14 protein-coding genes are annotated in these 21,801 nt (G+C 68.7%); 5 read left to right on the top strand and 9 right to left on the bottom strand.

The window, feature by feature from the left end; all coding sequences use genetic code 11:
- Positions 1–63: 63 nt before the first annotated feature.
- The 5 genes from treY to glgB are packed head-to-tail and all read right to left on the bottom strand — an operon-like array spanning position 64 to position 10,475.
- Positions 64–2,553, bottom strand: a complete 2,490-nt coding sequence (treY, locus tag P7A99_RS05030; RefSeq protein WP_277792845.1) for a malto-oligosyltrehalose synthase — start codon at positions 2,551–2,553, stop codon at positions 64–66.
- Complete coding sequence (gene malQ, locus P7A99_RS05025; RefSeq protein WP_277792844.1) at positions 2,550–4,526, bottom strand: 4-alpha-glucanotransferase; 1,977 nt, start codon at positions 4,524–4,526, stop codon at positions 2,550–2,552. The genes treY and malQ overlap by 4 nt, the downstream gene beginning before the upstream one ends.
- Positions 4,523–6,256 carry a malto-oligosyltrehalose trehalohydrolase gene (gene treZ, locus P7A99_RS05020; protein WP_277792843.1) on the bottom strand — a complete coding sequence of 578 codons (1,734 nt, stop codon included), beginning with the start codon at positions 6,254–6,256 and terminating at the stop codon, positions 4,523–4,525. Before treZ ends, malQ begins: the two co-directional genes overlap by 4 nt.
- On the bottom strand, positions 6,253–8,355 hold the full coding sequence (glgX, locus tag P7A99_RS05015; RefSeq protein WP_277792842.1) for a glycogen debranching protein GlgX: 2,103 nt from the start codon (positions 8,353–8,355) through the stop codon (positions 6,253–6,255). The genes treZ and glgX overlap by 4 nt, the downstream gene beginning before the upstream one ends.
- On the bottom strand, positions 8,352–10,475 hold the full coding sequence (glgB, locus tag P7A99_RS05010) for a 1,4-alpha-glucan branching protein GlgB (protein WP_431307641.1): 2,124 nt from the start codon (positions 10,473–10,475) through the stop codon (positions 8,352–8,354). Before glgB ends, glgX begins: the two co-directional genes overlap by 4 nt.
- Before the next feature lie 224 nt (positions 10,476–10,699).
- Between glgB and glgA the strand changes: the two genes are divergently transcribed.
- Positions 10,700–12,364: a glycogen synthase GlgA gene (gene glgA, locus P7A99_RS05005; RefSeq protein ID WP_277792840.1), complete on the top strand. Its 1,665-nt coding sequence runs from the start codon at positions 10,700–10,702 to the stop codon at positions 12,362–12,364.
- Positions 12,361–12,597 carry a hypothetical protein gene (locus P7A99_RS05000; RefSeq protein WP_277792839.1) on the top strand — a complete coding sequence of 79 codons (237 nt, stop codon included), beginning with the start codon at positions 12,361–12,363 and terminating at the stop codon, positions 12,595–12,597. Before glgA ends, P7A99_RS05000 begins: the two co-directional genes overlap by 4 nt.
- Before the next feature lie 49 nt (positions 12,598–12,646).
- Here the strand turns inward: P7A99_RS05000 and P7A99_RS04995 are convergent, their stop codons facing one another.
- Positions 12,647–13,405 carry a Crp/Fnr family transcriptional regulator gene (locus tag P7A99_RS04995; protein WP_277792838.1) on the bottom strand — a complete coding sequence of 253 codons (759 nt, stop codon included), beginning with the start codon at positions 13,403–13,405 and terminating at the stop codon, positions 12,647–12,649.
- A 481-nt stretch (positions 13,406–13,886) separates the two neighbouring features.
- On the opposite strand from P7A99_RS04995, the gene P7A99_RS04990 reads away from it, so the two are divergent.
- The gene (locus P7A99_RS04990) at positions 13,887–14,087 is read left to right on the top strand and encodes a hypothetical protein (RefSeq protein ID WP_277792837.1); all 201 of its coding nucleotides are present in this window, start codon (positions 13,887–13,889) and stop codon (positions 14,085–14,087) included.
- A 281-nt stretch (positions 14,088–14,368) separates the two neighbouring features.
- Here P7A99_RS04990 and P7A99_RS04985 read toward each other — a convergent pair whose 3' ends face one another.
- Both P7A99_RS04985 and P7A99_RS04980 read right to left on the bottom strand, forming a co-directional pair.
- Positions 14,369–14,878 carry a pyridoxamine 5'-phosphate oxidase family protein gene (locus P7A99_RS04985; RefSeq protein WP_277792836.1) on the bottom strand — a complete coding sequence of 170 codons (510 nt, stop codon included), beginning with the start codon at positions 14,876–14,878 and terminating at the stop codon, positions 14,369–14,371.
- Positions 14,879–15,014: 136 nt separating this feature from the next.
- Positions 15,015–18,335: a TRCF domain-containing protein gene (locus P7A99_RS04980; protein ID WP_277792835.1), complete on the bottom strand. Its 3,321-nt coding sequence runs from the start codon at positions 18,333–18,335 to the stop codon at positions 15,015–15,017.
- Positions 18,336–18,601: 266 nt separating this feature from the next.
- On the opposite strand from P7A99_RS04980, the gene P7A99_RS04975 reads away from it, so the two are divergent.
- Positions 18,602–19,423, top strand: a complete 822-nt coding sequence (locus tag P7A99_RS04975) for a DUF1206 domain-containing protein (RefSeq protein WP_277792834.1) — start codon at positions 18,602–18,604, stop codon at positions 19,421–19,423.
- Positions 19,423–20,664 carry a DUF2252 family protein gene (locus P7A99_RS04970; RefSeq protein WP_277792833.1) on the top strand — a complete coding sequence of 414 codons (1,242 nt, stop codon included), beginning with the start codon at positions 19,423–19,425 and terminating at the stop codon, positions 20,662–20,664. Before P7A99_RS04975 ends, P7A99_RS04970 begins: the two co-directional genes overlap by 1 nt.
- Positions 20,665–20,683: 19 nt before the next feature.
- Here the strand turns inward: P7A99_RS04970 and P7A99_RS04965 are convergent, their stop codons facing one another.
- Entirely contained in the window at positions 20,684–21,640 is a 957-nt protein-coding gene (locus P7A99_RS04965) for an NAD(P)/FAD-dependent oxidoreductase (protein ID WP_277792832.1), read from the bottom strand.
- Positions 21,641–21,801 lie beyond the last annotated feature (161 nt).

The following is a 21,801-nucleotide window of genomic DNA, read 5'->3' as shown; positions in this document are numbered from 1 at the left end:
AGCCGGACCATGGACGCGCCGAACGCGAGTCCTGTCAATCAGACAAGGCCGCGACCAAGGGTCTCAGACCACGGCCGCCCAGAAAGGCGCGCCGTGCGTCAGGGCGGCGATCGAGCGGCCGTCGGGCAGGGCGGTGTCGTCCCACCAGTCGGGCGCGATGCTCGGCGCGCCGCTCGCCAGACAGGCTGGCGCGCAGCCGACGCACGCGACGACGACCAGTCGCTTGGACCCCGCACGGAGCTCGAAGGCGACCACCCGCTCTGCGCGTCGGCCCCGGACCGCCAAAGCCTGCAGCGGTGCGCAGAAGAGATCGGGATGCTGGCGGCGCAGGTGCAGGAGCTGCTTGATCAAGGCCTGTTTTGCGCCGCCCTCGCGCCAGTCGAACGCTTCCGGCTCGCTCTGAAGCGCCTTCATCCGCGCCGCGTAGTCGACCGGCCGCCGGTTGTCGGGATCCACCAGGCTGAAATCCCAAAACTCGGCGCCCTGGAAGAGATCCGGCACACCCGGCAGGGTCAGCCGCAGCCCCGCCTGCACCAGGCTGTTGGCGACGCCGGCTGGCGCGATAGTCGCCACGAGCGCCGCGCAGTCGTCGCGGAAGACCCCGTCGGGCCCCTCGAGCAAGGCTCGCAGGTAGTCTTCGCAGATTGCTTCATAGGCCTCGTCCGGAACGTTCCAGGCCGAGCGCAGCTTGGCTTCGCGCAGCGCCTTACGCTGCCAGCCGGCCAGGCGGTCGGCAAAGGCAGTCAGGCCTGCGCCGTCTGCCGGCGAGAGGTCCAGGGGCCAGGCGCCCAGGATCGTCTGGTGCAGCATGTGGGCGTCGCCGGGATCCATCTGGCCAGGCGGCGCAAGGTCCAGCCAGGCCCGGGCGCGAGCCGCCCAGGCCTCAGGCATGTGGCTCAGCACCGCCAAGCGCGCGCGGACGTCTTCACCGCGCTTGTGGTCGTGGGTGGCGGTGGTCAGCAGACTGTTGGGGAAGGCCCGGCCGCGTGCGTCGGCGAGCGCCAGGAAATCGGCCGGGGAGGTCGACAGGCGTCCAGGATCGAAACCGACATCGTTGCGTGAGAGGAGCCGGCCGTACCGATAGAAGGCGGTGTCCTCCACGGCCTTGGCCGCCACGGGGGCGCTGAGCTGCTCGAAGCGGCGGATGGCCAGCGCCCTGAGATCGGCGGGAAAGGCGCCGTCCGCCGCCAACCAGCGGCGGATCTGCGCCAGGGCGAAGGCCGAGGCGGGCTCCGTCGCGGCGGCGCGATCGAAAGGGTCTTGCGGCGCCTTGTTCGTCTCGTTGGCATAGGTGCGATAGGTCGAGAAGGCGGTGATCAGCGCCGCCAGGGCTCGGCGAAGGCCTGGCATCGGCAGATCCCGCGTGGCGATGTCGGCCTGGGCCAGCCGATGGAAAGCTCTGGCGGCGGCATCCAGCTGGGCGGCGAAATCGCGGGTGAGCACCTCACGGCGTGCGGCGTGCTCCTCCATCGCGAAATCTGCGGGCCGGCCGCTGACGGCGTTCCACAGCGCCGCCAGCGGCTGCGCGCCTTCCGCCGCGTGCTGGACGGCGGAAATCTCGTTCATGACCTCGTAGCCGGTCGTGCCGTCCACGCCCCAGTCGTCGGCCAGGGCTTCGCCGCTTCCGAGGATCTTCTCGACGACCACCCAGGGCGTACGGTCGGGCGCGGCCTCCACCAGCGCCTCTCGCAGGCGCCGACCATAGGCGCCGGGCAGGGCTAGGCCATCAACGTGGTCGACCCGCAAGCCGTCGATCAGTCCCTCGCGATAAAGCCTCAGGGGCAGGGCGTGAACGGCGTCGAAGACGGCAGGATCTTCGATGCGCAAGCCCGCCAGCTCGGTGATGTCGAAGAACCGCCGCCAGTTGATGGCGTCGCCGGCCGTGCGCCACCAGGCCAGCCGGTAGTGCTGCTGCTCCAGAAGCTCGTGGAGGCTGGCGCGGTCGAAGACGCTGGCCAGGCGCTCAGGATCGATGTCGGCCACCGTGTCGGCCCCGACCGCCGCCAGGACGCCGGCATAATCCTCCCGCCTCAGCGGAAAGCGGTGGGCGCCATGAGCCAGGACGGAGAGGCGGCCCAGGTCGGCTTCGACGTCGAGCACGATATCGCCGGCCGCAAGCGCCTGGGCGTACGGCGCGCCCAGGAACGGGGCCAGCACCTTGCCGGCAAGATCGCGATCGGGCGGAGCCCAGTCTATATCGAAATGGCCGGCGTAGCGACTGGCCTGGCCGTTTTCGAGCACGTCGAGCCACCAGGCGTTGTCGCCGCCGCCGACCGCGACGTGGTTGGGCACGATGTCGAGAACCAATCCAAGGCCCTGGGCGCGGAGCGCGTGGACCAGGGCTCGAAAGCCCTCTTCGCCGCCCAAGGCGGGATTTATGGTGGTGGGATCGGTGACGTCGTAGCCGTGTGTCGATCCCTGGCGAGCCGTCGCGATAGGGGAGGCGTAGAGGTGGCTGATCCCCAGGGCGGCCCAATAGGGGGCGAGGGCGGCGGCGTCGGCGAAGGTGAAGCCGGCGTGGAACTGGACGCGGTAGGTTGCGGTCGGGGTCATCGCGGTCTCTGGGCGCGCAGGCGTTCAAGGCGCGCGGCGACTTGAGGTGAAGCAAGCAGGGCAGGGCTTGGCTGGGGAAGCCGGCGGCGCCAGTTGGGATGCAGGTCGACGACGCCCGGCAGGTTGGGCGCCTCGTCCAGGCCCGCCAGATCCTCTATCGGGATCAGGGCCAGCTCGCACGGGGTCGCGGCGACCAGCTCCAAGGCCAGATCGACGGCGACGTCAGTAGCGTCGGCGGCTTGGGGGGCGTGGGCCGCGGGCGGCGGCGCGCGCGTCAAACCCGCATGATTGGCCGCCTGCCAAAAGGCCTGACGCTCGGCGGCGCGCTCGAGGGTCTCGGCGTCACGATCGCCAGGCGCGGCAAGACGGCGGCGCCATTCGATGTCGCGGCCGCGCCACCAGCCGGCGACTGGCGCCAGGTCATGGGTGCTGGTCATGGCTACGGCCAGGCTGTCCCATTCGCCGGGCGGCCTGAACCCGCCGTCGGTATCTCGTTCGAAGGGCAGGACCCGCATGCCCAGGAGGCCGCGTTCGGCCAGGCGCTTGCGAAACCCGGGCGGGACCACGCCCAGGTCCTCGCCGATCACCACCGCGCCGGCCCGGTGCGATTCCAGGGCGATCAGGCTAAGGAGGTCGTCAATGGGGTATCGCAGATAGGCGCCCTGATCGGCGTCGGCGCCGTCGGGCACGACCCAGAGCCGGCCCAGACCCAAGGCGTGGTCGATGCGTACCCCTCCCGCATGGGCAAGCGCCGCGCGCAGGGTGGTCAAGAATGGCCCATAGCTGCTTTCGGTGAGAGCGTCGGGTGCGAAGCTGGTGATGCCCCAGGCTTGGCCCGCAGCCTGGAACGCGTCCGGCGGCGCGCCAAGCGTCAAGCCCATCATCAGGTCCTGCGGGCGGCTCCAGGCGTGCGCGCCGCCAGGATCCAGGCCCACCGCAAGATCGGCGATCAGCCCAAGCCCAAGACCGGCGGCCTTGGCGGCGGCCTGACTCTGGGCCAGGCCAAGATCGGCCAACCACTGAGCGAAGAGGAAAAACCCGATCCGATCGCCCAGACCCAGGGTCTCGGCCTCGCGTTCGGCGCTCTGAGGGCTGCGGAACGGCGCGGGCCAGGCTCGCCAGTTTCCCGCCCCGAAGGTGGGCGCAAAGCGCTCGTCCAGCGCCTCGAACAAGGCGTGCCGCCGCAAGGCTTGGCCGCCCGCGGCGATGAAGTCGTCCAGGCGCGGGTCGCCGGCGAACACATGATAGGCCGCGTTGAGCCGGGCAAGCTTGGCGGCCGCGCCCGCGCTCCAGTCGATCAGGGCCTCGCCCGTCGCCGCGGGGCCTGTTCCGCCGATGCTGCTGGGATCGCCAAACAGGATATTGAGGCGATCGCGGCTCGAGGGCGAATAGGGACTGCAGCGCTCGGGCGCTGCTGGAAACAGCGCATTGGTCGGGCTGATGGCCAGGGCGTCGGCCCCGGCAGCGCCGGCGGCCTTGGCGAACGCAGCCAGAGACGAAAAGTCCCCGAAGGCGCCGCTGTCGCTCAGGGCGTAGAGCTGGACGCCAAGACCCCAGCCGGGACGGCCCAGAAGATCGCGCGGCGTCAGGCATCGCGCAGGACAGACCGCCAGGGACAGGCGCTGCTCGTCCACATCCAGCCAATGGTAGCCGGGCGTCTCGATCGTGGCGCTGATCTGGCCGTCGCTGGCTGCAAGATCGAGGGTTTGACCGTTCTCGAGCGTCAGGCGGGCATGGCCCGATGCGCTGGCAAGGCTGAAGGGCGCGCCGGCCTGCACGATCATGAGGCCGCCGCGGCCGCGTCGGCCAAGCCGGGCCAGGGTCTCTTGCGGCGCCTTGGGATCATGGCCAAGGGCGGCGAGCACCGCCTCGATCGTCTCGCGCCCGACCTGACGCTCGACCCCGTTGAAATCGGTCCAGTCGACCAGGACGCCGACAGCCTGCGCCAGCGCCAGCAACGGCTCGCGGCTCATGGCGCGGCCTCCAGCCAGGCGACGAAGCTGGCCGGCGCAAGCAGGCCGCCGCTCGGGGCTGCACCGACCACGGCCAGCGGCGGGCCTTCCGGCGCTGCTGAGAGCACCGCCGGCTCCTCGCCAAGATTGACGGCCATGGTGAAGGTCTTGGTCTCAAGCCGCCAGCTGGCCTGGACGGCCTTGGCGCCGATCGCCTCGGCGCCAAGGCTGACAGCCGTCTCGATGTGAGGCGCAAGGTGTTCGCGCCGCAAGCACAGGAGGTGGCTGACGAGGGCGCGCCAGGCGGTTGCGTCGGCGCCGGGGCGCGGCCTTGAGGCCTCGAAGGTTTCCTTGGCGTTGGGGTCTGGGATGGTCGCGCGGGCCTGCGGATCGGCGAAGGCCGGGAACTTGGCGAACTCGCGTCGGCGACCCTCGCGCACGGCGTCGGCCAGGACGTCGTGAAAGTCGGTGAAGAACAGGAAGGGGCTCGTCGAGCCGTCCTCCTCGCCCATGAACAGCATCGGGATCTGCGGGCCAAGCAGCAGCAGGCCCATGGCCGCCTGCAGCCGCTCTGGCGCGACCAGCCGCGTCAGTCGATCGCCCAGGGCGCGGTTGCCGACCTGGTCGTGGTTCTGCAGGAAATTGACGAAGGCGGTCGGTGGCAGATGCCCGCTGGAAAGTCCGCGCGGTCGGCCGTCATGATTGGGGGAGGGCTGGCCCTGATAGATGAAGCCTTCGGCGAGACAGCGCGCCAGGCGCTCGGCGGGGCGATCGGCGAAGTCCTGGTAGTAGCTGCTGGTCTCGCCGGTGAGCAGGACATGGACGACGTTGTGGAAGTCGTCGTTCCATTGGGCGTCGAAGCCGGCCGTCAGCCGCGCGGCGTCATTGGCTTCGTTCTCGAGCACCAGATGGATCGGTCGCTCGACGATGCGCGAGCGGATCTCGGCCGCCATGGCGTCGAGAAAGGCGTTGTCGCCGACGGCGTGGACCGCGTCGAACCTCAGGCCGTCGAGCTTGTAGGTCTCGAGCCAATAGAGCGCATTGTCGATGAAGTAGCGCGCCACCGCGGGCGTTCCGAAAGCGATGGCCGGGCCCCAGGGCGTCTTGCGATCCTCGTCGAAGAACGCGCCGGCATAGAGCGGCAGGTAATTCCCGTCGGGGCCGAAGTGGTTGTAGACCACGTCCAGCAGCACCATCATCCCAAGGCCATGGGCTGTGTCGACGAGGGCCTTCAGTTGGTCGGGCGAGCCATAGGCCGGCGCCAGGGCGTAAGGCAGGACGCCGTCATAGCCCCAGTTGCGTGTGCCGGAGAACGCGTTGAGCGGCATCAGCTGCAGGGCCGTTACACCAAGTCCCGCTAGGTCTGGCAGACGTTCGGCCAGCCCTTCAAAGCCGCCCATGACCCCGCAATGGACTTCATAGAGCACTGCGTCGGACCACGGGCGTCCTGGCCAGTCGGCCTGGCGCCAGCGATAGGCGCCATGATCCACCAGAAGGCTCCAGCCATGGACGTCGCTGTCGAGGGCCTGTGCGGCGGGGTCGGGAACCGCGAGTTCTTCATCGAGGCGAAAGCGATAGCGAGACCCTGGCGAAGCGTCGGCCTCGAGGCCAAACCATCCCTCGCCGAGCGCCTGCATCGCCTGCGCTGGCGCCCCGTCCAGCTCAAGGGCGACGCTCGCGCGGCCGGGGGCCCAGAGCGAGAACCGCACCCGGCCCGGCGCCGTCCAGGATGGACCGGCCCGCCCGGTCATGCCGCAGACTCGACCGCGCGCAGCACCACCGCGCCGCCGCCGGCCAGGTCCAGTGTCTGGCCGACTTTCCCGGGGGCTGCGTCCGGCTCGGCGCTGTCGATCAGCCGCTCGAACGTCAGGCCCTCGCCAGGCAGGTTGAAGGTCAGGGTCTCGGACGCGCCGTTGAGCGCCAGGGCCAGCAGTTCGAGGCGGCCATCGCCCAGCCTGCGCGCGCGCCGCATCACCAGCGCCCGGCCTTCGGGGTTTTGCCAGTCGCCCTGCGACAGGCGCTCGCCGCGCTCATCGAACCAGTCGATGTCCAATACGCCCGGCGCGACTTCCTCCTGGCCGTAGAGGAACGCGCCGGCGCGCAGCAGAGGGTGGGCTTTGCGCACGGCGATCAGACGGCCGGTAAAGGCGATCAGCGACTGGCCCGCCGGACTGGCCGCCGTTGTCCAGTCAAACCAGCTGATGGGGTTGTCCTGGCAATAGGCGTTGTTGTTGCCCTGCTGGGTGCGGCCAAACTCATCGCCGCCCAGCAGCATCGGCGTGCCGAGCGCCGTCATCAGCGTCGTGAGCATCGAGCGCTGGACGCGGCCACGCTGGGCCAGGATCGCGTCGTCCTCGGTCGGGCCTTCGACGCCCCAGTTGCGCGAATAGTTCTCGCTGTGACCGTCCTGGCCGTTCTCGCCATTGGCCTCGTTATGGCGGCCGTCATAGCTGACGACATCCTGCAGGGTCATGCCGTCATGGGCGGTCAGCATGTTGATGCTGGCCCAGGGGCGGCGGGCGCGCCGATCGAAGAGGTCGCCGGAACCGGACAGCCGCGCGGCCAGATCTGGCCGCTGACCCGCATCGCCACGCCAGAACCGACGGGTGGTGTCGCGGAACTTGTCGTTCCATTCGGCAAAGCTAGGCGGGTGCTGGCCCAGCTGATAGCCGCCCGGACCGATGTCCCAGGGCTCGGAGATCAGCTTCAGCCGGCCGAGCACTGGATCCTGGCGCAGGACGTCGAAGAAGGCCGCGCCTGGCGAGAAGCCCGCGTCGCCCTCGCGGCCCAGCGTCACGCCCAGGTCGAAGCGGAAGCCGTCCACTCGGAAGGACTGAGCCCAATAGCGCAGAGAGTCGGCCACCATCTGGATGACCCGGGCCGAGGCCATGTTCAGCGAGTTGCCGGTGCCGGTGTCATTGATGCAGTGGCGCGGGTTGTCGGCGACCAATCGGTAGTAGGTGGCGTTGTCGAGGCCGCGCAGGGACAGGGTCGGACCCATCTCGCTGCCTTCGGCGGTGTGGTTGTAGACGACGTCGAGGATGACCTCGATGCCGCTGGCGTGCAGTCGGCGCACGGCCAGGCGGAATTCATCGTGGCTGCCGCTGGCGAGATACCGCGCCTCGGGCGCGAAGAAGGCCAGGGTGTTGTAGCCCCAGTAGTTGGACAGGCCGCGCTCCTGCAGGAAGCGATCCTGGGTGAAGGCGTGGACCGGCAGCAGTTCCAGCGCCGTGACGCCCAGGCGCTTGAGGTGTTCGATGACCTTGGGGTGGGAGAGGGCCGCGAAGGTGCCGCGATCCTTGGGGCCGACCTCTTCGAGCAGGGCGGTCAGGCCCTTAACGTGAGCCTCGTAGATCACCGTCTCCGACCAGGGCGTGTTGGGCCGGCGATCGCCTTCCCAGTCGAAGGCGTCGGCGGTGACGACCGACTTGGGCATGGCCGGGGCGCTGTCGCGACGATCGAAGGAAAGATCCGCGCGCGGCGAGCCGACATGGTAGCCGTGCAGGGCGTCGGTCCAGCGTAGCTGGCCGGCGAGGCGGCGGGCGTAGGGGTCCAGCAGGAGCTTGTTGGGATTGAACCGGTGGCCCTGTTCGGGCGCGTAGGGGCCATAGGCGCGGAAGCCGTAGAGCTGGCCAGGGCGCGCGTCGGGCAGATAGCCGTGCCAGACCTCGTCGGTGCACTCGGGCAGGGGATAGCGGGCCAGTTCCTTGCGGCCCGATGGGTCGAAGAGGCAAAGGTCGATGCGCTCGGCGTTGGCTGAGAACACCGCGAAATTGACGCCAAGACCATCGAAAGTGGCGCCCAGGGGATAGGGCGATCCGGCGTCCAGGCGTTCAGGCGAGGGGGTCAAGCGCTAGGTCCTTCGTAACGGAGATAGACAGCGGCCAGCGGCGGCAAGGTCAGGTCCAGGGCCGGGCCGTCGGGATGGGGAAAGGCGCTCGCCCCGCCTTGGTTGCCAAGGTCGCCGCCGCCATAGACGGCCGCGTCGGTGTTGAGGATCTCGGTCCAGCGGCCTTCCAGCGGAACGCGCACCCGCCGCATCTGCGGCTGCGGCGTCATGTTGACGGCCACGATCAAAGGCGCGCCGCCATGGAAGGAGCGGCGCTCGAAGACAAAGACGCCGTCGCGATCGTGGTTCTCGGCGATCCAGCCAAAGCCGCGCGCATCCGCGTCAGTGTGATGCAGAGCGCCTTCCTGGCGATAGACACGGTTGAGATCGCCGACCAGGCGCTGGAGCCCCGCGTGCTCAGGCGTCTCGAGCAAGGCCCAATCGAGCTCGCCGTCGTGGTCCCATTCGCGCCATTGGCCGATCTCGCCGCCCATGAACAGCAGCTTCTTGCCGGGATGGGCCCACATCAGCGCCAGCAGCGCGCGCAGATTGGCGAATTGTCGCCAGCGGTCGCCCGGCATCTTGGACAGCAGCGAACCCTTGCCGTGGACGACCTCGTCATGGCTGAGCGGCAGGACGAAGCGCTCGGTGAAGGCGTAGGTGAGGCCAAAGGCCAGGTCTCCGCCGTGCCAGCCGCGATGGACGGGATCACGGTGCATGTAGCGCAGGGTGTCGTTCATCCACCCCATGTTCCATTTGTACGAGAAGCCAAGACCGCCCTGTTCGACAGGCGTGGTCACGCCCGGCCAGGCGGTCGACTCCTCGGCGATGGTGATGGCGCTTGGGAAGTGCTCGCTGACCGCCGCATTGAGCCGACGCAAGAAGGCTATGGATTCCAGGTTCTCGCGCCCGCCATGGACATTGGGCGTCCACTCGCCGGCCTTGCGGCTGTAATCGCGGTAGAGCATCGAGGCCACCGCATCGACACGCAAGCCGTCGATGTGGAAGCGATCGAGCCAGTAGAGGGCCGACGCCACCAGGAAGCTTGCGACCTCGTCTCGGCCCAGATTGTAGATCAGGGTGTTCCAGTCCGGGTGGAAGCCCTCGCGCGGATCGGCGTGTTCATAAAGGGCCGTACCGTCGAAGCGCTCCAGCCCGTGGGCGTCGCTGGGAAAATGGGCCGGGACCCAGTCGAGAATGACGCCGAGGCCCGCCTGATGGCAGCGATCGACGAAGCGGGCCAGTCCCTCGGGCGCGCCATAGCGTGCGGAAGGCGCGAACTGCCCGAGCGGCTGGTAGCCCCAGGAGCCGCCAAACGGATGCTCCATGATCGGCATCAGCTGAACATGGGTGAAGTCGAGGCCGGCGACGTAGGGGATCAGGTGGTCGGCCAGGGCGTCCCAGTCGTGACATAGGTGACCGTCCCAGGGGCGTCGCCAGGATCCGGCGTGGACCTCGTAGATCGAGATCGCCGCGCCGGCGTGATGGCGGGCGGCGCGGTCGGCCATCCAGCCGTCGTCCCCCCAGACATGGTCGAGTAGGGGCGCAACGATGGAGGCGGTGGCTGGCGGGGTCTCGCTGGCGCGAGCGACGGGGTCGGCCTTGCGGCGCACGACCCCGTCGGCGCCTTCGACATCGAACTTGTAGCGCGCGCCAGCGGCCAGACGCGGAATGAAAATCTCCCAGACGCCGGCCTCATGGCGCAGGCGCATGGGATGGCGCTCCCCGTCCCAGCTGTTGAAGTCGCCTACCAGGCTCACGCGCCGGGCGTTGGGCGCCCAAACGCTGAACGCCACGCCCTCGACGCCTTCAAGCGCGCGGGGGACGGCGCCGAGCCGATCGGCCATGCCCGTGACCTCGCCCCGTATGATCGCGGTCAGGTCGGCCTCTGAAAGCACCGGACCAAAGCTATAGACGTCCTCGGTTTCCCAAGCGCTGTCCGGCCACAGCACGCGCAGGGCATAGTCTGCGGTCGGCTTGATTTCGCCGACGAAGAGGCCCGGAGAGGCCTCCTGGAGACGGCCAAGGCGTCGGCGGCTCTTGCGCGAGATAACTTCGACACCCGCCGCGCCGGGTTGAAAGGTGCGCACGACGTCCCCGTGGCGTCCAAGGTAGCCGAATGGATCGGACGCCCAGGACACCGCACTCTTCAACCCCACCCGACATCTCCAAATTGCTGCGAGTGCACAACGATCAGGCGATCGATCTGTGCCGGGAGCCGTCAAAAAATATTCTAGGAACCCTTGCTCTCTCCCGTTGTTTCCGAGGCATCTCAGGGAGTAGCGGCAATGGCGTTCGGGGCGTGGCAGAGCTTATTGTGCAGTTGCGAGGAGGCGCATCGGGGTCCTGAATTCGGCGCCGTCCGATGAGCGCCCCCAGCATCCTTTCGGTCGCTGCGGAGATTTTCCCCCTGATCAAGACCGGCGGCCTGGCGGACGTCGTCGGCGCGCTGCCGCTGGCTCTGGCGCGCGAGGGCGTCAAGGTCGTGACCCTGATCCCCGGCTATCCGGCTGTGAAAGCCGCGCTGGAAACGTCCAGCGTGGTACACCGCTTCGCCAGCCTGATGGGCGCGCCGGCCCGGCTGCTGCGCGGGAGGGCGGGCGCCCTGGACCTCTTGGTGATCGACGCGCCTCACCTCTATGATCGACCCGGCAATCCCTATCTGCAGGCGCCGGGCGTCGAATGGCCTGACAACGGTCAGCGCTTTGCTGCTCTGGCCAAGGTCGCCGCCGAGATCGGCCTTGGCCTCCTGGCCGACTACCAGCCCGACGTCATCCAAGCCCATGACTGGCATGCGGGCCTGACCCCGGCCTACCTCCACTATGCCCAGAAGGAGCGCCGTCTTCGGGCGCCGCCGGTCGTACTGTCGATCCACAATCTGGCCTTCCAGGGATTGTTCCCGGCCAGCCTGCGGGCCAAGCTCGGGCTGCCTGCGGAGGCCATGGCCATCGACGGGGTCGAATACTGGGGCGACATCGGCTTCCTCAAAGCCGGCATCCAGTTCGCCGATCAGGTCACCACCGTCTCTCCAAGCTATGCGGCGGAGATCACCACCGAAGAGGGCGGCATGGGCCTGGGCGGGCTCTTGAAGGCCCGCGCCAAATCGCTGGTCGGCATCCTCAATGGCATCGACGCGGACGTCTGGAACCCGGAGACCGACACCGACATCAGTGCTCGCTACACGGCAGAGACGCTCGAACGTCGCGCCATCAACAAGCTGGCTCTTCAAGCCAAATTTGGCCTCCGTCCGGACGCCGAAGCCCCGCTCTTTGGCATCCTCAGCCGGCTGACCGACCAGAAGGGCGTCGATCTGCTGCTGGGCGCCCTGCCGGTGCTGTTTGCCGAGGGCGCCCAGTTGATCGTCTGCGGCCAGGGCGAGCCGCGGTACGAGGCCGCGTTCTCGCAGGCCGCCGAGCGCTATCCCGGCGCCATGGGCCGGTTCCTGGGCTACCGGGAAGACCTCGCCCACCTCATCCAGGCCGGCGCTGACGCGATTCTGGCGCCGTCACGTTTCGAGCCCTGCGGCCTCACCCAGCTTTGCGCCATGCGGTATGGGGCCATCCCGGTCGTTTCGCGCACCGGTGGGTTGTCAGACACCATCATCGACGCCAACACAGCCGGGATCGCCCGTTCGGCCGCCACCGGCGTGCAGTTCGCGCCGGCCACCCAGGACATGCTTGAAGACGCCATCCGCCGGACCTGCGCTCTTTACCGCGATCCGGTCAGCTGGCGGCGCGTCCAGCTCAACGCCATGGCCTCCGATAGCTCTTGGCGCGTGTCGGCCGCCGAATACGCCGCGCTTTTCGCGCGCCTTGCGGCGCGGCCTCTGCGCGCTCCAGCCCAAGATGTGACCACGACGGCGCTGGTGTCGATCGCGCCGGCGAGCCCCAAAGAGCCACGCAGCTTTGCCGCCTACGAGGCCGGTGAGCCCGGCTCCCCCGGGCCAGCGCCCAGGCGGGCTCCAGCTCGCCGGACGTCGCCCAGGAGCAAGGCGGCGGCCCCGAGCCTGCGTCGGGTTGAAGAACGATGATCGTCGCCGAACTGATCAAGCTGCTGCAGGAGTGCCACCCCCAGGCCGTGGTGCTGATTCCGGCCGACCCGTCGATGGGGCAGGCGTGCGAAAAACTGGCCGACGTGGCCAGGATCGACGCCGGTCAGTTCCCCGACGGCCCCGCGGCGCAAGGCGGCGTGGTCCGGCTCTCGAGCTTTCCCGTCGATCTGCTGATAAGCGGTTTCGACCTCGCCGAGCAGGCCGGCGGCTAGCGGGCCTTAAGGCGGACTGGACCGACCTTTGGGGGCTTTCCTGCGCCGGTCAGGTGATCTTGATCCACTCCGGTTCGCGCACAAGGGCGTGCCGAGGCAAGCCGGTCATCGACCGAAGCCGCCGAAGATCCAGCAGGTTGATCGTGCGCACGCCGCGTTGGATCAGGCCGGCGCGCTCCATCGCGCCGAATTTTCGGCTGACATGGACGGGACTAAGGCCCACCAGATCCCCGACCTGGCCCTGGGTCAGCGGGAAAGGCATGGTTCCTTGCTCGGCCAGGCCAAGCGCGGCCAAGCGGTCGAAGAGCTCGACCAGCATGCCGGCGATGCGCACCGATCCGTCGGTCTGTCCCATCAGAGCCAGGGCCTCCATCAGCGTTACGCGCTCGCGCTGGGCGCCTAGGAAATGCGCCGCCGCGATGCGCGGAAAACGCGCCAACACCCCCATCAGGTCTCCGCGCGACACTGGTCGCACCGTGATCGGGGTGATCGCCGTCAGGCATTCGGCCGTCCGGGTCACGCAAAGGCTTGGCGTTCCCAGGATATCGCGCGGAAGGTGGATCTTGACCGTCTGCTGGCGACCGGAAGCGACCGTGATCGACGACGCCACCCAGCCGTCGACGAGCAAGAAGAGGTGTGTCGGCTCGGTTCCGTCGCGCTTTAGCACATGGTCTCGCGGGAGATGCTGTGCGGGACCCAAGATGGCCGTCAGCGCCGCACGTTCGGCGCCGCTAAGATCGAAGACTTCGTCAAGGTGTCCCCTCGGCGCCCCGGGTGCGCCGGCCCGCGCCGCTGCTTGCTCATCCATGGGTCCCGGATCGCCAAGAACCCAAGGTCGCGCATTATCCTAGGTTATGGTTTGTGACGATCGATCAGCAAGGCTGCCGCGCGCCCGCTGCGGTCATGTCGCCATACTGAGCCTCGTCGCGCCGATCCTGTTGGAGCCGGGTCTTATTTTCCAGCCGGGGAAAGCGGCCTTGCCTTATCGCTTTGCCGCTGAGGCGGACCCACGCCAGCCCAAAGCGGGGACGGGTCGGCCGAGATCTTCGCAGGCGAGCGGTGCGGACGAGGCTTGGGAAGGTGGGGCGCTGCTCCGATCGGACCCTCGCGTTCCGATCGCCAGCAGATCACCTCGATAGCGCCCTGGCGCCGGCGGCGTGGGGGTCCGGCGCCGCCCTCGGCAGGCGCCCGGCGTATCCAAGTTTCTCGAGTTTTGCGCCTGTTTCGAGGCGAGGTAAAATTCCCATTCGGCAGCTGAAACCGAATGCGGCGCCGCGCGATCCTATCAAATGATCATTATCGTCGCGCGTTCGGGGGCAGGCTTCGGCGTCTTGGTGGGGAGCGACCTGGTCGAGGAATTCGACCAGGCGGACATGGCGAGGGCCTGCGCAGCAAGACTATGCGAGGAGGCCAGCGCGCGGGGCGAAAGCTTCAGCTGGGTTGATGTCAGCCAGGCGTCCGCGCCGCTGGCGATGGGCCGAACGCCATGAGGCCTTAGGCGCACGAGGCAGCAGAGCTTGGTGCGTTGAAGCGCCGGCTCATCCCGCCTCATGCGGATGACTTGGCGATTGAGGATGAATTGGCGCGACGAGCGTGGAGCGGCCTGGCCAAGGCCGGCAAGCGCCCGCCTGTCGCTTGAGCCGTAGAATTCTGAGCCAGCCGCCGCGGCAGGGGAGGCCGCGGCGAGCGTGTTTTGGCCATCAGCTGAGCGGTGGAAATGGCCGCAGGTGGCTAGTCCCTTGCCCCTACCGCGTGCGGATCAGCCGCCGCCTCATAGATCGACCTTGGCGTTGTCGCCCATTTGCGGGGCCGCGCTGGTCACCGCGGCCAGGACCATCTTGACCAGCGCCACTGTCTTGCCGGGGCTATCCCAGAGCTCGCCCTGGTCGGGGGTGAAGGTGATCAGACGGATGGATGGGTCGCTGGCGTCCTCCCACCAGGCCTTGTCGAAGTCGGACCACAGCGCCGTGATCTTCTCGCGGTCGTTGCTGAGACGCGCCGAGCCGGCCATCACCACATACTTGTAGCGGCTGTTGTCTGCCCAGGCGCAGGAGACGGCGGGGAAGTGCTCGACCTGGTCGTTCTTGCCGCCTTCGACATCGACGAGGAAATAGACGGCGTGCTCGCCGCGGCGCACCCGGGCCGAAAGCGGCCGGCTGTGCTGCTGTTCGCCGTCCCAGGTGGTGAACATCGCGATGTCGATCTTTTCCGCCAGCTCCCAGATCCGGTCGGCCACCTCTTGCGGCGGCTTGGGATTGTCGTCGCTACGTTCCTTGGTCATCGCGGATCCTTACGGTGTGAACAAAGCCAACGCGCCGGCGCGCGGCTGTGTTGCAGGCTTAGGGACAAGTGCGGCCGGCCCGGCAATCATCCAGCGGGCGGCGGCAAGACCGCGCGACAGTTTGAGGCGATCGCCTCTAGCCGCTCAGCGCGCTAAGCAAGGCGTGGACCAGCGCGCGGCGCTCGACCTCGCTGTCGCTGGCCTTGGCTACGACGAGCTTGTCCTCGCGGACCGTCAGAACCTCGCGCCACCGCGACAGGGCGGTCATGGCCTCTGCCGGCGAAGCGCTGGCCAGGCTGAGCGACACCCCCTTGGGGCCGGCGCGCACCTGACGCACGCCCGCGCTTTTGGCCAGGCGCTGCAGGCGCGCGTGGTCGAGCAGCGTGCCGACCGGCGGGGGGAGGGCGCCGAAGCGATCCTCCAGCTCTTCCTCGAAAGCGTCGATCTGGCCTTGGTCGTCCATTCTTGCGAGGCGGGCGTAGAGATTGATCCGGGTCACCGCGTCGGGCACGTAGGCGGTCGGGATCGCGCCCGGCTGGCCTATCTGCAGATCGGGCGTCCAATCCTCGGCCCCGGTCTCGCCGCGCTCCACCCGCAGGGCTCTGGCCAGCAAGCGCTGGTAAAGCCCCGCGCCGATCATTCGCATATGTCCGGCCTGATCCTCGCCGACCAGGTCGCCGCCGCCGCGCAGATCAAGGTCGCGGGCGCTGATGGCCAGGCCCGATCCCAGGCGATCGAACGCCTCCAGCGTCGAAAGCCGCGCGCGGGTCGCCTCGGAAAGGTCCTCATCCGGATCCGACAAAAGATAGGCCACGCCTTGAATGCGGCCCCGGCCGACCCGGCCGCGCAGCTGATGAAGCTGAGCCAGGCCAAAGCGGTCGGGCCGCCAGACCACCATGGTGTTGGCCCGCGGCACGTCCAGCCCGCTTTCGATGATGTTGGTGGCCAGAAGAACGTCCCCGTCGCCATCGGCGAAGCCGACCATCACCGCATCGGCCGCCTCGGCGGCCAGATCGCCGTGGGCCACACGCACTTGCAGCTCAGGGACGAGGCTGGCCAACTGGGCTTGCAGCAGATCGATGTCCTCGATCCGAGGTGCGACGACGAAGCTCTGCCCGCCCCGGCGCTTTTCGCGCATGAGCGCCAGACGCAGGCTGGCCGCATCGAAAGGCGCCAGGAACGTGCGGATCGGACGCCTGCGGGCTGGCGGGCTGGCGATGACGCTGACATCTTGCACGCCGATCATCGCCGCTTGCAGGGTGCGAGGGATCGGCGTGGCCGTCAGGGTCAGGAGATGGCCGTTCACGGCCATGGCGCGCAATTTCGCCTTCAGCGCCGCGCCGAACTTCTGTTCCTCGTCGATGATCATCAGCCCAAGGTCACTAAAGCCGATGTCCTTGCCCGCCAGGGCCTGGGTGCCGATCACCACGCCGATCTGGCCCGCTTCCAGGCCCTGCTTGACCGCCTTGGCTTCGGCGGGACTGACCAGGCGCGACAGGTGAGCCACGCCGATCCCAGTGCCGGCGAACCGCCGCTTGAAGGTTTCGACGTGTTGGCGAGCCAGGACCGTCGTCGGGGCGGCCAGGGCCACCTGGCGCCCGCTCAGGGCCACGGCGGCCGCCGCCCGCAAGGCCACCTCGGTCTTGCCAAAGCCGACGTCGCCGCACACCAGACGGTCCATGGGCCGTCCACTGGCGAGGTCGGCCAGGACCGCCTCGATGGCGGCCGACTGATCGGGCGTCTCGGGATAGGCAAAGCGAGCGGCGAACTTGGCGTAGGCCGCCTTGGGCGCGACGATGGGCGGGCAGGCCCTTTCCTCACGCGCCTTGGCCAGGGCCACCAGTCGGGCGGCGGCCGCTTCCAGGTGTTGATGAACCTCGGCGCGCCGGTTGGACCAACCCTCGCCCTTGAGCCGGTCGAGGGTTACCGCGTTCTCTTCGGCGCCGTAGCGCCAGACACGGCCGATCTCCTCGACGGGCGCCTGCAGAATGTCGCCGCCATGATACTCCAGTTGCAGGGTGTCATGGCCTACGCCGTCGACCTCGATCCGGGCCAGATCACGCAGCACCCCCACCCCGTGATCTTCGTGCAGGACGACGTCGCCGGGGCGAAGTTCGGGTTCGGCCAAAAGATCCTGCAGGTTGGTCGCGCCGCGCGCGGCGGTGCGCCCGCCGACCACGTCGCTGGCGGCGATCACGGCAAGTTGGCTGGCCGCCTCGATGAAGCCGGTGTCGAGATCAAGCTCGATGCTGACCACTGCGTCCAGCGGAGTGGCGAGCGCCTGCGCCCAGTCGGCGCAAGGCACGGGCTTGAGGTCAAGGCCGCGGGCCAGAGCGCGGGCAAGCGGCCGAAGCTCCTGCCCCAAGCCTGTCAAGACCACGCGACGCCCGGCCTGACGATGATGGTCGACGAGATCGCAAAAGGCCCGGCCGGGATTGCGCTGGAGAGCAAGGTTCGTCACCGGTTCGAAGCCGCGCGTCTCCAGGCGCACGGCCGACCAGCTGGCGAGCGCGGCCTTCAGGTCCGCGCCCAGGAGTTCGGGCGCGCCAGGCTCAGGGCCCGCCCCGCCAAGCGTCTTTCGCGCCTCGAAAGCATCCAGCACGTGCGCCTCGACCTCGTCCAGGCGCGCTGCTGCCTTGACGTCCATGGAAAGCCTGGCCTTGGGCAAAAGCTCGAACAGCGAGACCAGAGCGCCGTAGTGGTCGACCATTGCGTGCTCGGCCCCGGCTTGCCGCTCGGGAACCGCGCCATCGGCGCCGGGCCTGAGGATCAGCTCGCTCGCCGGGCCAAGGCGCAGGGTTTCGAGCTCGCCTGAAGAGCGCTGGCTCAAGGGGTCGAAGGTTCTTATTTCGGCGATCCGGCCAGCTTCGAGCGCGATACGCACCGGGCAGGCGCCGTCCGCGGGAAAGATGTCGATGACCTCGCCCAGGAAGGCGATCTCGCCGGGCTCATCGATGCGCTCGTCGGCCACATAGCCAGCGGCGGCGGCGAAGTCGCCAAGCGCCTGGCGGTCGAGCACGTCGCCGCGCCGAAGTTCAAGCGCCGTCTCGCGCGCAAGCGCCGCTGGCGGCAGCTTCTGGACGATAGCCTCGGGCGAGGTGACCAAAACCCGCCGGCCCGCCGGCTGCGCAAGTCGCCCAAGGATCGCCATGCGCCGCCCCATCACATCCCGCGACGGCGAGGCGCGATCATAGGGCAGGCAGTCCCACGGCGGCAGCACCAGTACTTCGAGGCCGGGGGCAAACCCGGCCAGGGCCCGGCCAATTTCCTCGGCGCGGCGTTCGCTGGACGCCAGGTGAACGAGGGGGGCTTGACCCTTGGCGGCTTTGCGCGACAGGGCCAGCGCCACGGCCGAAGCGGGCGGCTGGATGCTTGGCGCGCTGGACGCGCGGTGGTTGCGAGCGCCCGGCGCCAGGATTTCGCCGACGGTGGGGATGGGGCTCGCGGCCTGGGACATGGGGAAGAAACTCTTGAAGACGCGCCCGCGCCGCCGCGAGCAGGGCCGAAACACGTCATGCCACAGGAGGTTGCAGGCGCTGCTTAGGGAGGCGTTTACGAGGGCGCCTGGCGATCTTTTGACTGGGCGCAGCATCGATCACGGAACGTTCGCGGGGAGGGCGCCGTTCAGCCTGCCCGACGGCAGCGCTTGGGCGTTGGCGCAGGCGCGAGGATCGCAAATTGGGGCGAGCAGAAGCACAATCGTGGGCCCGGCGTCTCAGGCGCTTGGCGGCGCGGGATGAGATCATACAAGGGCTCGAATGGGCCGGCCGGCTCGGCTACGCCGCCCGCGGCGTCGTCTATCTGGGCCTGGGCGCGATCGTGCTCATGGCCGCTGTCGATCTGACGCCGCGGGCGCGGGGCGCCAAGGCGATGCTGGCGGCCTGGGCCGCCTGGCCGCCTGGTCTGGTGATCGTGACTCTTGTCTCGCTAGGCCTGCTGGGCTTTGCGATATGGCGCGGCCTGCAGGCCGGCCTCGACGCCGATCGCCATGGTGTCTCGCCCAAGGCGATCGCCGTGCGCGTCGGTCAAGCCGTCAGCGGATTGATATACGGCGGGCTTGGACTCTGGGGCCTGGAACTGCTCGACGCTTTCGAGGATGTCGCAGAGGCCGATGAGGAACAGGCCGTCCACGGCGCGGCCGCCACCGTCCTGAACTGGCCCCACGGCGAGGCGCTGCTGCTGGCGGCGGGCCTGACGCTCGTCGGGGTCGGGATAGGCAACGTCGTCCAGGGCCTGATACAGGATTTCTCCAAGCGCCTGGCGTGCGATGCGCGTCTGTGCCGCGTCGTCGCGCCGCTGGCTCGGATCGGTTATGGGGCGCGGGGCTTGGCCAGCCTGCCGGCCGGCGTCTTCCTGCTAAAGGCGGGGCTGGAGGCGCGTAGCGCTGACGTTCACAGCTGGGGCGGCGCTTTGCAGGCGCTTGAGCGCCAGCCGTTCGGATCCTGGGGCCTGGGTCTGATAGCCTTGGGGCTGGCGGCCTTTGGTCTCTTTGGTTTCGTAGAGGCGGTGTTCCGACGCATCCGTCCCGCCCAGGCGCTCGCCTGATGGCCAGGGACGATCGCATCGCTCGCGCCAAGGCCGCTTCGCGAGAAGCGCGCGCGCCCACCCCGGCCAAGCGCGGTCCTTTGTTGGCGCGCACGCGCAATCTCAAAATGGCCCGCTCGGCCCACGCCTATGTCCGGGGCAGCACGGTCAAGTTCTACGATTGGCTCGAGGCGCGACCCTCCGGTCTGCCCAGCGGCCCGCCGGTGTGGATCTGCGGCGACTGCCACCTGGGCAATCTGGGACCGTTGGCCAGCGCCAGGGGCGATGTCGACATCCAGATCCGCGATCTGGACCAGACCGTCGTCGGAAATCCCGCTCATGATCTTATTCGGCTTGGGCTGTCGCTGGCCTGCGCGGCGCGCGGCTCGGATCTGCCTGGCGTCATCACCGCCCAGATGATGGAGGCCATGGTCGATGGATACGAGGAGGCCTTGGCAGGTGATTTCGAAGCCGAAACGCCGCATCCGCCGATGATCGGCGCGGTTGTGCGCGAGGCCGAACGCCGGACCTGGAAACATCTGGCGGCTGATCGTCTGCGGGGCGCACGGCCCGTGATCCCCATCGGCCGGCGCTTTTGGCCGATCACCAGGACCGAGCGCGACGAAATCGAGGCGATCTGCGCCAGCGATCCGGTTCGCGCGCTTGTCACCAGCCTCAAGTCCCGCAGCAAGAAGGACGACATTCGGGTCTTGGACGCGGCCTATTGGGTCAAGGGCTGCAGTTCGCTTGGCCGGTTGCGCTTTGCCGTGCTACTGGAGGTCAATGGCGGCGGCGGCGAGCCTGATATCTGCTTCCTCGACATCAAGGAGGCCATCAAGGCCGCCGCGCCACGCGATCGGGAAGCCTCCATGCCGCGCGACAACGCCGAGCGGGTGGTGGCGGGAGCCTTGGCCCTGTCTCCCCATCTTGGCCAGCGCATGGCCTCAGGCCGACTGCTCGAAAAGGCCGTGTTCGTGCGCGAGCTGATGCCCCAGGACATGAAGCTGGAGATCGTGGGCCTAGCGCCGGCCCAGGCCATGGACGCGGCTCGCGCCTTGGCTGGCGTGGTGGGCCACGCCCATGGCCGTCAGATGGATGGCGCCGCGCGCAAGGCCTGGATCGCCGACCTGTCGCGCAATCGGTCCGGCGCCTTGGACGCGCCCTCCTGGCTGTGGTCCAGCGTCGTAGATCTGGTGGCCGTGCACGAGGCGGCCTATCTGGAGCATTGTCGGCGCTACGCCCTTGGCCTGGTCCAGGACTGACGGGCAGGGGAGAGGGTGCTCAGCGGGACAGCGCTCTGAGGCGCTTGTGGATGTCGGTGGCGGCGATGGCGGCCTCGGCGGCGGCCACCGCGATCTGATTTAGCCCGCGCACGACATCGCCCGCCGCATAGAGGCCCTCGACCGAGGTTTCCTGGTGGGCGCTGACGATGAGGTTGCCGTCGTCGTCGTGAGCCGCGCCCCAATCCGTCGCCAGGCCTGTCTGCATTTCGCAGCCCAGGGCCAGGTAAAGGCAATCGAAGGTTCTTGGCGCCTGATCGCTGCGCGCGACTGTGACCGTCTCGGGTCCAACGGCCAGGTCGGCCAGCGTGATCGGCATGATCTCCACGCCATGTTCGTCAAGGGTCTCCCGAGCGGTGAGCATGGCCGGATCGCCAAGGTGCAGCAGGGTGACCCTTGGCGAATAGGTCCTCAGGAACGCGGCCTCGCGCGCGCCCAGATCACCCTCGCCGAGCACGGCGATGGTCTGATCGATGGCCTCGTAGGCGTCGCAGATCGGGCACATGCGCACCTTGGCCGCCTTGATCGCCGCCTCCATGCCGTCCAAGTCCGGCAGCCGATCAATGACGCCTGTAGCCAACAACACGAAGCGCGCGCGCACCTGGGCGGGAGCGCCGGCCAGATCGCCGCGCGCCGTCTCCAGCGTGACCTCGAAACGCTCGGCCATGCGTGACAGACTTTGGGCCCGCGCGGCTCTGCGCTCGGCCCCGTAGAGCCTTGCCTGCCGGTCCATGTCGGCGAGCAGTTGGCGCCCGCCGACGCCGCCGGGGAAGCCCGGCGTGTTGTGGCTTTCGGGGATCCAGTCGGCGCGGGGGCGCCCGCCGTCGAGGATCAGCACCTTGCGGCGAAAGCGCCCAAGGTAAGTCGCCGCCGTCAGACCGGCCGGACCCGCGCCGACGATGATCACGTCGTAGTCGTCGACCCTCGGGGTGTCCGGCAAAGCGGCGGCTTTTGTCATGGGGGCGTTCGTCTGGTGGCCGGTGGCGCGTTAACGAGCGCTCGCCAAGGCCGTTCCGGATGGACGGTGAGGTCGCCGCTCTGGTCTGGAAACTGGCGACGCCGAGCAGGCGCCTGGTGGGAACGTCGGGCAAGCCGCGCCGTTCAGTTGCCGCCCCGCCC

Source organism: Caulobacter endophyticus, from assembly GCF_029543245.1.
Lineage (GTDB): Bacteria > Pseudomonadota > Alphaproteobacteria > Caulobacterales > Caulobacteraceae > Caulobacter > Caulobacter endophyticus_A.
This window is presented reverse-complemented; position numbering and strand designations above follow the sequence as displayed.